Origin of the sequence: uncultured Agitococcus sp. (assembly GCF_937920075.1) — a bacterium.
GTDB lineage: Bacteria > Pseudomonadota > Gammaproteobacteria > Pseudomonadales > Moraxellaceae > Agitococcus.
In genome coordinates this window covers 1-11841 of record NZ_CALETI010000100.1, presented here as the reverse complement: position 1 = coordinate 11841, position 11841 = coordinate 1, and the positions used below count along the sequence as shown (strand labels likewise).

The following is an 11841-nucleotide window of genomic DNA, read 5'->3' as shown; positions in this document are numbered from 1 at the left end:
CAGGTGTTTGTTGCCAAGCATCAAAGCGTTGTTGTGCTTGAGTAAATAAAAGTTCTATATCAGGCAGATGGTGATAATAAATAGTGCCTAATAAACGATGTTTATCAACAGGGCTATGAACGGTGCTAACAATTTGTTCGTCAGTATTTTGGGTAACTCCTGCTTCCCATGTGTGATGTTGAAATTTAATGAGGCTCTCACGTAATTGCGAAAGTTTGGGAATATCTGTCCAACTAAAGCCCTGACTATTTTCACGGGGTAAAAATAAATCTTTGGGTTTAGCTAATTTGGGGTGTGGAGCAATTTGTTGTGCTGTTAGGGCTAAAACAGGATCTTGGCATAAATTTTCACTGTTAATGTGTGGATTTGCCAATTGATTAACAAAGGATTGTGAACTGCCATTTTCAAGTAAACGACGTACTAAATAGGGTAATAAGGTATTAAATTCGCCTATAGGGGCATATAAACGGGTTGGGCGAGGGCATTGACGATGAAAAGAATCATGTACGGCTTCACCCATGCCCACTAAACGTTGAATTTCATAACGTTGATTTAAATCGGTAGCGACAGTTTCTAGCCATGCAAGGGTGTGCGCATTGTGGGTAGCAAATTGAGGCCAAAATTGATCAGGGTGTTTAAGCAATAAATAAGCACAACTTAAATAACAGACATCGGTATGTAGTTTTCGGGTAAAAACGGGATAATCACTTAAGCCTAATTGTTGGGCGCGTTTAATTTCACTATCCCAATAAGCGCCTTTGACTAACCGAATCGGGATTTTTTTGCCTTGTTTTTGTGCAAGTCGTTGTAGCCAACGAAGCACCGCAGGTGCACGTTTTTGGTAGGCTTGTACTGCTAAACCTAGACCCTGATAGTTTTTAAACTCGTCATGGCAAAAAACTTCGGCAAAAATAGCTAAGCTCAGTTCTAATCGTTCAGATTCTTCGGCATCAAAAGTCACTGGAATATTGGCTTCAGCGGCAAAACGAATTAAGTGAATAAGCTTTGGTACTAGCTCTTGTTGTAGTTGCGCCCAACAACGCGCCTCATAGCGTGGATGCAAAGCCGATAATTTAATCGAAATACTGTCACGATTAAAAATATCATCACCATGTTCGTGGTTAGACAGATTTTCTAAAGCTTGTTGATAACTACGCAAATAATGTTGTGCTTCATCCATGGTTTGAGCTGCTTCGCCCAAGCAATCAAATGAATATAAAAATTGGTTTTGGCGTTGAGCTAAGGCGGCTGGAATGGTTTCGGCCATAACAAATTGTTTAGCCAATAAATGAATACCGGTACTTAAGGCAGGGCGCAGCATACCATCACCCATTTTTAGTAATAATTGATGCCATTTGTCGGGTGCATTTTCGGCTTCAATAAATTTTTTGGCTTGATTAAGGGCTTTACTTGCCCATGTCATTGCCGCAGATTGTTTGATGGAAGAGCTTTGCCAATTTGCTTGGGGTAATAAACCATTAATCAGCTCATTCCGTGATTGTGCATCAGGAATGCGTAATAAGGCTTCAGCAAGGCTTAATAAAATTCGACCTTCTTGGCTGTCTAAACGATATTGCTGTAAAAATTCACTAAATAAAGGATGATGACTATGTCGAGCAGATTCAATTAAACGAGTCGCTAAACCGTGGACACGCTCCCTTTGTTCTTGGGTCAGACTAGCCTGTGCAAAAATAGCTGACATGACTAAGGCTTCATCAGCCAAATAACTATCACGTAAGGCCGAAAAGTCATGAGCAAATTCCGGTAAATCGTTTAAAGGCAACATAATCATCACTCCTGATTGAAAAAATTACCATCTGTCACTAACTATAGCAGGGCTTAGTCATTGCTTTGCAATGAGTGGATAAAAACATTAAAAATGAATGTATACACACAAATAAGCAATAGCCGCCTAAGACGCAAAAAGTTAAAATGTATCTATTCACAACTCAATCACGTTATTTAGGATATTCATTTGATGAATAATTTAATTGATAATGCCGCTAAACAATTAGTTAAACAACATTTAGACCATTTACACACTCCTGAAGAAGCACAGTTGAGTCCTGAGCGTAAGGCCGAATTAATTGCTAAAATTAAACGCTTATTAAAAGAAAAAGATGCTGTGTTAGTCGCACATTATTACACTAGCAATGATTTACAAGCACTTGCCGAAGAAACGGGTGGCTGTGTTTCTGACTCTTTAGAAATGGCACGTTTTGGCAACCAACATCCAGCAAAAACCTTAGTGGTCGCGGGTGTAAAATTTATGGGCGAAACGGCAAAAATTCTTAACCCCGAAAAACGGGTATTAATGCCTACCTTAGAAGCGACTTGCTCTTTGGATTTAGGTTGTCCTGTCGAAGAATTTAGTGCTTTTTGTGATGCCAATCCTGACTATACCGTCGTTGTTTATGCCAATACTTCTGCTGCCGTTAAAGCGCGTGCAGATTGGGTCGTCACATCTAGTATTGCCGTTGATGTTGCCGAGCATTTAGCCGCACAAGGCAAAAAAATTATTTGGGCACCCGATAAACATTTAGGTAGCTATGTACAAAAAGTGACAGGCGCAGAGATGTTGTTGTGGGATGGTGCTTGTATTGTCCATGAAGAATTTAAAGCGCGTGGTGTATTGGATTTAAAAGCCGTTTATCCTGATGCGGGCATTTTGGTGCATCCTGAATCACCCGAAGCTGTAATGGACATTGCTGATGCGGTTGGTTCGACTTCTCAATTAATTAAAGCTTCGCAAACCTTGCCTAATCCACGTTTTATTGTCGCTACTGATCGCGGCATTTTTTATAAAATGAAACAGGCCAGCCCTGACAAAGAGTTTATTGAAGCACCGACCGCAGGTAATGGCGCAACCTGTCGTTCGTGTGCGCATTGTCCGTGGATGGCAATGAACGAACTAGAAAATCTAGCCCATGTTTTAGAAACAGGCGAACAAGAAGTGTTTGTTGATTCGGCATTAATTCCACAAGCATTAGTGCCTTTGCAACGAATGTTAGATTTTGCTAAGTCAAAACGCTGATAAAATAAGCAGTCAATCAAAGAGTTGAAAAAAAAAGTTGACGAGAGGGACTGATATTTATAATATACAGCCCTCGCTGATGCAGACAAAATCAAGTCGGTGAGTCAAGTAGTCGGGGCGTAGCGCAGTCTGGTAGCGCATCTGTTTTGGGAGCAGAGGGTCGTAGGTTCAAATCCTACCGTCCCGACCATTTTAAGTCAAATGAGCCTCGCGCTCGTAGCTCAGTTGGATAGAGCATCGGCCTTCTAAGCCGAGGGTCGCAGGTTCGAATCCTGCCGGGCGCGCCATGTGTCCAGCCAAAAAAATCTCTCTATGGTGGTTGTAGCTCAGTTGGTAGAGCCCCGGATTGTGATTCCGGTTGTCGTGGGTTCGAGCCCCATCATCCACCCCAATCCTCTTGTTAAATTCTTAAAAATATTACCTTCTGTCAGTTTTTTTGATTTTTCTATTTACTTTTCTAAAATATTTTAGTATATAGCCGCTCCTTGTATTGATGGCTTAACTTGTATTGTGAGCTGTTTTACGAAGATGCATAAAGATTAAGAGGTGACTATGTCTAGTGGCAAATCAGAAGACTTTGAGTTAGATGATGCTTTTGATGAAGAGTCGAGTGGTGACTTTGACAATGACGATGTCAGTAAAAGTAATAATGTTAAAAACTCTTTAACTAAGCGTCGTGTCATTGATGATATTTTAGAAGAGCGTCGTTTGCAGCGTAAAATCAAAGATTATGATTACGATTTAGACGATGATGATGACAAATAAAGAAAACCCGTGAAAACGGGTTTTTTTGTGGAAAAATTAAGGTTTGATCTCACTAATCACTGTAAATTCATCAATAATCTGTTGGTTGATATTTTTAAAGTAAAATTTGGCTTTATTGGCCTGTTTATCAACATTAAACGTGGCAAATAAAGCACCTGATGTTGAATTTGGCACACAGACAGGATCTAAAGCCAAACAAGTTTTGGCATAAATTTTTGCCCAATGTTGGCCTGATTGACGTTGAATACGCTCATCAATACCACCTAAGCCTGATACAAACACAAAGCTTTTACTTTTGCTGAGCTTTAAGGTGTTTTCTTTATTCTCAATCGTTTGCTGCTGCATATTATTGAGTAAATAGCTCCGTGAATAAGAGTGTTCGTGACCCGTTGCAATGATTGCTCCCTGTAAACGTGCTGTTTCATAAACTTGCCAGCCTGTTTCGTCAATCTTGCCACCTGCTTGCATGGCTTGTTGGTTTTTATGCCATGCAGCGACACGCCAAATTGCGTTGCTTTGTTGTAATTGTTGCGCCAAATATTGATTATGCGTATCCGCGTTGCCTTTGGTGCCAATACCAATCATAACCACAGTTAAACCTTTATAGACAGTCGTTGATTGTTCGCCTAATTCTCCTTGCCATGACAGGCCGATACGTGCCATCCGTTGTTTAAGCAGTTGTTGATATTCTGGCCATTTGTCTAAATCATGGTTGCCAATCACGGCAAAATAAGGAAAGTTTTTGCCTAAAATTTGATTAATTTGCTCATCCCATGCTTGTGGTTGGTTGTAGTAATCAAAATCACCTAAATGAATAACCGCTTGTGCGCCTTCTTGTTTTATCAATTGCAAAACTTGTTGAGATTTCAGGCCTAAACCTTGATCACCAATAAACGCCACCTTGAAGTTGGGAGGAGTGGTGATTGTTGATAATTTTTTAGCTTGGCCATAAGCAAAGCTAATGTTTAAACAGACAAACAGAAGTAGGCTATGACGCAAAAATTGAGCTGATAACATGGTTGTGATCAAATAGTTGTTGTTGTCGAGTTTTAATATAGGACTTAGGTTTTTCACCGAAATTAGTGCGTAAGTCCTAAATAATAGTCACAAAAATTGTCTGATTGATGATTTTCGCGTACTATTTTGACCTTAGAAAATAATACCGTACTTTATTAATTTGCGCTGATTCTTTCTAATAGATGATTCATTAATTTAATAACTTTAGCATTCGCATTTTTCATACCGAGACCTCCTTTATGAGCTTTGTCCATTTGCGCTTACACAGTGAATTTTCCTTGGTAGATTCTATCGTACGCATTGGTGATGCCGTCAAAGCGTGTCAAAAAGCCAATATGCCCGCTTTGGCGTTGACGGATTTAAGTAATTTTTATGGTTTGGTAAAGTTTTATAAAGCGGCACAAGGTAAGGGTGTCAAGCCGATTTTTGGTGCAGATTTATGGCTGGCCGAAGACAATGGTAATCATTATCTCGTCACTGTCTTGGCGATGAATGAAAAAGGCTATTTTAATTTAATTGAAGTGATTTCCCAAAGTTTTATTCAGGGGCAGCAATTAGGCAAAGCGATTGTGCAACGGGAATGGCTTGAGCAAAACCAAGTAGGCTTAATTGTTTTATTAGGCAAACAAAGTTATGTCGGTTCGTTGTTGTTAGGTGCAGATGCCAGTTCGGCTATTCCTGTGTTGCAGCAGTGGCAAAGCATTTTTACCGATCGATTATACTTAGAATTACAACGTACAGGTCGTACAGGTGACGAAGCCTTTGTCCATGCGGCGGTTGATTTAGCGACAAAAACCGATTGTCCTGTGGTGGCAACCAATGATGTACGCTTTTTAACGCCTGATGATTTTGAGGCGCATGAAGTACGGGTGTGTATTGCCCAAGGTTATGTGTTGGGTGATCCCAAACGCCCGCGTGATTATAGTGTAGAGCAGTATCTCAAAACGCCCGAACAAATGATTGAGCTGTTTAGTGATATTCCCGAAGCGATTGCAAATACCCTAGAAATTGCCAAACGTTGCTCGGTGGGTTTACGTTTGGGTAAAAGTTTTTTGCCCAATTATCCTATCCCTGAAGGCATGACGATGGATGAGTTTTTCATCCAAATTTCGCGTGAAGGTTTAGAAGAGCGTTTACTGAGTTTATTAGATAAAACGCAACCAAACTACGAACAGCAATATAAAATTTATCATGACCGCTTAGACTTTGAGTTAAAAATTATCAATCAAATGGGTTTCCCTGGTTACTTTTTGATTGTGATGGACTTTATTGCATGGGCAAAAAATAACGGTGTCCCTGTTGGGCCGGGTCGTGGTTCGGGGGCTGGTTCTTTGGTGGCCTATTCGCTCAAAATTACCGACTTAGACCCCTTAAAATATGATTTGCTCTTTGAGCGTTTTTTGAATCCAGAACGGGTGTCGATGCCTGACTTTGATATCGACTTTTGTATGGATGGTCGAGACCGCGTGATTGATTATGTGGCCAATCACTATGGTCGTGAAGCGGTTTCGCAAATTATTACTTTTGGTACGATGGCCGCCAAAGCGGTGGTACGAGATGTTGCGAGAGTGCAAAGTAAATCGTATGGTTTGGCCGATAGAATTTCTAAATTAATTCCAAAAACACCGGGGATTTCACTCGAAGAGGCGCGTAAAGAAGAAGCCTTGCTCAATGATTTGTTAAGTAATCCTAGCGAGCGTGATTATGAAGATGCCAACGAAATTTGGGAAATGGCATTAAAGCTAGAAGGCATTACGCGCGGAGTGGGTAAACACGCGGGTGGTGTATTGATTGCACCTGGGAAGTTGACCGATTTTACCGCCGTTTATTGTGATGAAGAAGGAAAGTGGGTTAGTCAGTTTGATAAAGATGACGTTGAACAGGTTGGCTTAGTCAAGTTCGACTTTTTGGGTTTGCGTACTTTAACGATTATTGATTGGGCGTTGGTAAATATTAATGCCAAACGCCAAGCCCTTGGCCAAGAGCCATTGGATATTAATAATATTCCCTTAGATGACTATAAAACCTATCAATTATTACAAGAGGGGCGTACTACCGCTGTGTTCCAGTTGGAATCGCGCGGTATGAAAGAGCTGTTAAAAAAGCTTAAACCGTCTTGTTTTGAAGATATTATCGCCTTGGTGGCTTTGTATCGCCCTGGCCCATTGGAATCGGGCATGGTTGATGACTTCTGTAACCGTAAACATGGCCGCGCTAAGGTGGCGTACCCTGACGAAACCTATCAACATGACTGTTTAGAGCCAATCTTAAAACCCACTTATGGCGTTATTGTTTATCAAGAACAGGTCATGCAAATTGCTCAGGAAATGGCAGGATACTCGCTCGGTGGCGCGGATATGTTGCGTCGAGCGATGGGTAAAAAGAAACCTGAAGAAATGGCCAAAGAGCGCGTTAAATTTATGGCAGGGGCAACAGGCAAAGGCATTGATGCCGACCTTGCTGGTCATATCTTTGATTTGATGGAAAAATTTGCGGGTTATGGTTTTAACAAATCACACTCGGCGGCTTATGCTTTAGTGTCTTATCAAACGGCATGGTTAAAACAACATTATCCTGCCGAATTTATGGCCGCGGTACTTTCTGCTGAGATGCACAACACCGACAATGTCGTGACCTTTATTGAAGAATGCCGCACCATGGGGCTGCCGATTGTCTCACCCGATGTCAATCATTCTAATTATAAATTTGTGCCACTTAACGAAACCATTGTTTATGGTTTAGGGGCAATTAAAGGTGTGGGTGAAGGGCCAATTGAGTCGATTATTGCCGCGCGTAAAGAGGGCGACTTTAAGGACTTATTTGATTTTTGCCGGCGTATTGATTTGCGTAAAGCCAATAAGCGTACCCTTGAAGCGTTGATTAAAGCAGGGGCAATGGACAACATGAGTGGTGTTCATCGTGCCTCAATTATGGCCACCTTGAGTGAAGCAGTTAAAGCGGCGGAACAGCAAAATCGTAATCAAAATGCAGGGATGATGGACCTGTTTGGTGAAGTCGTTGAAGCAACACCCAATAATCAATATATTTCGGCTTTAGTGTGGACAGATGACGAACGTTTACAAGGTGAAAAAGACACCCTTGGCTTATATTTAACAGGTCATCCGATTGACCAATATTATGATGAGTTAAAACGCCATGTTGCCTGTAAATTGTGTGATTTGCAGCCAACCCGTCGTGGTCAAAGTATCACCATCACAGGCTTGATTATGGATGTACGCATCTTTAAAGGGCCGCGTGGTACTCGAGCCATTTTATTATTAGATGACCGTAGTGGTCGGGTGGAAGCCAGTGTCTTTGGTGAATTATACGAACAAGTTAAACAGTTGTTAGTCGTTGATAATGTCATTATTTTAGATGCCGAAGTTAGCCCTGATGAATTTAAAGGCGGTTTACGAGTCACAGGCAAAAAAGTTTATTCTTTGTTAGACGCTCGTTTAAATAGTATTCGTAGTCTTGAATTAGCATTAGCGATAAATAATTTATCAGGAGCTGCTGTCCAAGAATTAAAACAGTTATTATTACGCTTTTTACCCAATGGCGAACAAAAAGGCATAAACTTGAGTTTACGTTGTCAGCATAGCAGTGCGACGGCTGTGTTACAGTGTGGCTCAAATTGGCGTATTTATCCGCACGATGACTTGTTAAAACGCTTAAAACAAGTTTATGGTACGCAAGCAGTGCGTTTAGTGTATTAATTGGAACATTTACATGAACCCAAATTATTTGGATTTTGAGCAACCGATTGCCGAATTAGAAGGGCAGATTCAAGGTTTACAAGCCTTAGCTAACAGCAATAGCTCTTTGCAATTAGGCGATGAGATTCGACGTTTAGAACAAAAAAGCTTGTCAATGACCGAGCAAATCTTTGCTAATTTAAATGCTGCCCAAGTGACTCAATTAGCACGTCATCCAAAACGCCCTTATACCTTAGATTATATTGAGCATTTGTTTACCGATTTTGATGAGTTGCATGGTGATCGTACCTTTGCTGATGATGCGGCAATTGTTGGTGGTTTAGCCCGTTTTCAAGGTGAACCTGTCATGGTAATTGGCCATCAAAAAGGACGTGATGTGCGTGAACGCAGCAAGCGTAATTTTGGTATGCCTAACCCTGAAGGCTATCGTAAAGCCTTGCGTTTAATGGAAATGGCCGAACGTTTTAAATTACCGATTTTTACTTTTATTGATACACCAGGTGCTTATCCAGGTATTCAAGCCGAAGAGCGTGGCCAAAGTGAAGCGATTGCTAAAAATTTAGCTGTGATGTCACGTTTAAAAGTACCGATTATTTGTACCGTCATTGGTGAAGGTGGTTCAGGTGGTGCATTGGCGATTGGTGTTGGTGATGCTTTAGTGATGTTGCAATATAGCGTCTATTCGGTAATTTCACCCGAAGGATGCGCTGCCATTTTATGGAAAACCCCCGACAAAGCCGCTGCTGCTGCCGAAGCAATGGGCTTAACCGCACCACGTTTACAACAATTAGGTTTTGTTGACGAATTGGTATCTGAGCCCTTGGGTGGCGCACATCGTGACCCTATTTTAATGGCTGATACCTTGCGTAAAACCTTAGTGAAACAGCTCAAACGTTTACGTGGTATGGACGAAAAAACTTTATGTGAGCGTCGTTTAGAACGTATTATGAGTTATGGAATTTTGTAGAGGAGAACGTAAATGTTAGCTTTATCATTATCTCAAGCCAAACTACATTTGTCGCAAGCGATTGCTGAAGCAGAACGTCAGCATCAGCCTGTATTTATTTCTAGTCATGGCAAAGTTAAAGCCGTGTTATTGTCAATACATGATTATCAACAGACACAAAATCAAATAAATTTTGCTGAACGCTTGCAGGCATGGCGTGATAGTTATGCTCAAGATCTGCTAATAGATGACGATATATTTACCCAAACTCGTAGTCCTGAGCAAGGTCGAGACTTTTCATGGTGACAGCGATAAAATGGTTACTGGATACCAATATTATTTCTGAGGCTATTAAACCAATTCCTGATAGCAACGTGATAAATAATTTAACATTGTATAGTTATCAAATAGCGATAGCTGCACCAGTATGGCATGAACTTAATTATGGATTGTTGCGTTTGCCTGATGGGAAGCGCAAAGAAATGGTTAAAAAGTATTTAGAAAATGTGGTGAGTACCTTAACTATTTTGCCTTATGATGATGTTGCAGCAAAATGTCACGCCGAGTTACGCAGTATAGCTCAGGCTAAAGGCCAAATTATACCTTTTGTTGATGGACAAATAGCAGCAATTGCCATAAGCCACAACTTAACATTGGTTACGCGTAATCTGCAAGATTATCGAATGATTGAAGATTTAAAAATTAGCAACTGGTTTAGTACCTAAATGCTATCTACGGTTACAAAATTTCTCACCCAACACCTAAACCCAAACATCCAACGTTTAGTCATCGCTTATAGTGGTGGCGTTGACTCGCACGTTTTATTAGATATGGTTGTGCAAGTACAACAACTTCACCAACGTCCAATTAAAATTATTCATGTGCATCATGGTTTAAGCCAATATGCTAATGATTGGGCGAATCACGTTGAGCAAGTTGCTCAAGCTTATAACGTGGACTATGTCATTAAACGAGTCAGCGTTAACCAACAACAAGCTAGTCTAGAAGATGCCGCTCGCCAAGCACGTTATCAAGCCATTAACCAAGAGTTAGTGATAGGGGATGTGTTGTTATTAGCTCATCATCAACAAGATCAAGCCGAAACTTTTTTATTGCGTCTAATGCGTGGCTCAGGTGTAACAGGCTTGGCGGCGATGAAAGATAGCAATGTTGTGCCATTTAATCGATTAACGATTCCCGCATGGCGGCCTTTATTGACGGTTAATAAAAGCCAAATTTTAGCCTATGCCCAACAACGTCAATTAAACTGGATTGAGGATGACTCCAATACGGATGAACGTTTAAACCGTAATTATTTGCGTCATCAGGTGATTTCTACGTTGCAACAGCGTTGGCCACAAACCGTTGAGCGAGTGAGTGCGGCCAGTCAACGTTTGCAAGAAGCTGAGCAATTATTACAAGATTTAGCTGAAATGGATTATCAGCAAGTTAAAGATCAAGCCAATTCGTTAAATATTACGCGCTTAGCCCAGTTGTCAGACGCGAGACGTCATAATGTATTGCGCTATTGGCTACAACAATTAGGCTTTAATTTGCCTGACTATCAACAGTTAGCGAAATTATGGACAGAAGTGTGCTTGGCTAAAGAAGATGCACAACCGATGTACTATTGGCCTCATGTCGAGGTACGTCGTTATCGACAACAATTGTTTGCCATGTCACCATTAACCAACTTTAATCGTGATGAGCAAAAATGGATTAACAAACAGCAAGCCATACAATTAGCAACAGGCGAGCTTATTGAGCCTCAACAAATACAGGCTTTGATAAAAGCGGAATATTGGCAAACAGGGCAAATTAGTATTGCTTATCGGCAAGGTGGTGAAAAAATTCGGCCTGTAGGGCGACAACATCACCATGATTTAAAAAAACTGTTACAAGCCGAAGGTGTTCCCACATGGCAAAGGGAACGTATTCCGTTAATCTATATCAATCAGCAATTAGCCATTGTTTGGGGCTATTGGGTGGCGGCTGAGTTTGCTAATTAAAATTTTCCAAAGGAAATTATTGTGTTTTTAAAAGTTATTGTCAGTACAGTGTTGTTAACCTTAGCGGCATGTAGCACTACCCCCACGCCTGATCCGCGTTTTACCAAACCAACACCCGAACCCATCATTCCTGCACAGGTTATTTTGACCGACAAGCAAATAGTTGGCTTGGAAGATACTATGTGGCAATTAACGGCTTTAACCAAAAGTTTAAATGCCAATCAAATTCAAGATGGTGCATTTTTAAATTTTCAATCAACAGGCAAGCGCATTAAAGGAAGTACGGGCTGTAATCGTTTAATGGCTAATTATCGCGTGCAAGATAATTTTTTAAAGTTGAGTGAAATTAGTAGC

At 40.8% G+C, this 11841-nt stretch carries 10 protein-coding genes and 3 tRNA genes; 11 read left to right on the top strand and 2 right to left on the bottom strand.

From position 1 onward, the window contains the following. The coding region (locus tag Q0212_RS03595; RefSeq protein WP_297922332.1) for a proline dehydrogenase family protein at positions 1–1786 on the bottom strand (1786 nt) is incomplete at its 3' end. A 192-nt stretch (positions 1787–1978) separates the two neighbouring features. Between Q0212_RS03595 and nadA the strand changes: the two genes are divergently transcribed. The 5 genes from nadA to Q0212_RS03570 all read left to right on the top strand — a co-directional run bounded on the left by nadA (position 1979) and on the right by Q0212_RS03570 (position 3799). Beyond that, the gene (gene nadA, locus Q0212_RS03590; RefSeq protein WP_297922329.1) at positions 1979–3034 is read left to right on the top strand and encodes a quinolinate synthase NadA; all 1056 of its coding nucleotides are present in this window, start codon (positions 1979–1981) and stop codon (positions 3032–3034) included. Positions 3035–3147: 113 nt separating this feature from the next. Next, positions 3148–3224 (top strand) — tRNA-Pro (locus Q0212_RS03585). A gap of 20 nt (positions 3225–3244) precedes the next feature. Next, positions 3245–3321, top strand: a tRNA-Arg gene (locus Q0212_RS03580). Positions 3322–3349: 28 nt separating this feature from the next. Then, positions 3350–3425, top strand: a tRNA-His gene (locus Q0212_RS03575). 161 nt (positions 3426–3586) lie between these two features. Continuing rightward, positions 3587–3799 carry a PA3496 family putative envelope integrity protein gene (locus Q0212_RS03570; RefSeq protein ID WP_297922326.1) on the top strand — a complete coding sequence of 71 codons (213 nt, stop codon included), beginning with the start codon at positions 3587–3589 and terminating at the stop codon, positions 3797–3799. Between the two features lie 36 nt (positions 3800–3835). Here Q0212_RS03570 and Q0212_RS03565 read toward each other — a convergent pair whose 3' ends face one another. Next, complete coding sequence (locus Q0212_RS03565; protein ID WP_297922323.1) at positions 3836–4816, bottom strand: metallophosphoesterase; 981 nt, start codon at positions 4814–4816, stop codon at positions 3836–3838. A gap of 239 nt (positions 4817–5055) precedes the next feature. Here Q0212_RS03565 and dnaE point away from each other — a divergent pair, with 239 nt between their 5' ends. The 6 genes from dnaE to Q0212_RS03535 form a co-directional block, all read left to right on the top strand. Then, positions 5056–8532, top strand: a complete 3477-nt coding sequence (dnaE, locus tag Q0212_RS03560; protein WP_297922320.1) for a DNA polymerase III subunit alpha — start codon at positions 5056–5058, stop codon at positions 8530–8532. Between the two features lie 13 nt (positions 8533–8545). Next, positions 8546–9499, top strand: a complete 954-nt coding sequence (locus tag Q0212_RS03555; RefSeq protein ID WP_297922317.1) for an acetyl-CoA carboxylase carboxyltransferase subunit alpha — start codon at positions 8546–8548, stop codon at positions 9497–9499. A 12-nt stretch (positions 9500–9511) separates the two neighbouring features. Next, a complete protein-coding gene (locus Q0212_RS03550; protein ID WP_297922313.1) occupies positions 9512–9784 on the top strand; it encodes a type II toxin-antitoxin system Phd/YefM family antitoxin in 273 nt (90 codons plus the stop codon). Continuing rightward, positions 9778–10203, top strand: a complete 426-nt coding sequence (locus Q0212_RS03545; RefSeq protein WP_297922310.1) for a type II toxin-antitoxin system VapC family toxin — start codon at positions 9778–9780, stop codon at positions 10201–10203. The genes Q0212_RS03550 and Q0212_RS03545 overlap by 7 nt, the downstream gene beginning before the upstream one ends. Further along, the gene (gene tilS / locus Q0212_RS03540) at positions 10204–11487 is read left to right on the top strand and encodes a tRNA lysidine(34) synthetase TilS (RefSeq protein WP_297922307.1); all 1284 of its coding nucleotides are present in this window, start codon (positions 10204–10206) and stop codon (positions 11485–11487) included. 21 nt (positions 11488–11508) lie between these two features. Continuing rightward, the coding region (locus tag Q0212_RS03535) for an META domain-containing protein (RefSeq protein WP_297922305.1) at positions 11509–11841 on the top strand (333 nt) is incomplete at its 3' end.

Coding starts and splice junctions, on each gene's coding strand:
- tilS (WP_297922307.1), top strand. CDS start 10,204: ATGCTATCTACGGTTACAAAATTTCTCACCCAACACCTAAACCCAAAC.
- Q0212_RS03565 (WP_297922323.1), bottom strand. CDS start 4,816: ATGTTATCAGCTCAATTTTTGCGTCATAGCCTACTTCTGTTTGTCTGT.
- Q0212_RS03545 (WP_297922310.1), top strand. CDS start 9,778: ATGGTGACAGCGATAAAATGGTTACTGGATACCAATATTATTTCTGAG.
- Q0212_RS03550 (WP_297922313.1), top strand. CDS start 9,512: ATGTTAGCTTTATCATTATCTCAAGCCAAACTACATTTGTCGCAAGCG.
- dnaE (WP_297922320.1), top strand. CDS start 5,056: ATGAGCTTTGTCCATTTGCGCTTACACAGTGAATTTTCCTTGGTAGAT.
- Q0212_RS03570 (WP_297922326.1), top strand. CDS start 3,587: ATGTCTAGTGGCAAATCAGAAGACTTTGAGTTAGATGATGCTTTTGAT.
- nadA (WP_297922329.1), top strand. CDS start 1,979: ATGAATAATTTAATTGATAATGCCGCTAAACAATTAGTTAAACAACAT.
- Q0212_RS03555 (WP_297922317.1), top strand. CDS start 8,546: ATGAACCCAAATTATTTGGATTTTGAGCAACCGATTGCCGAATTAGAA.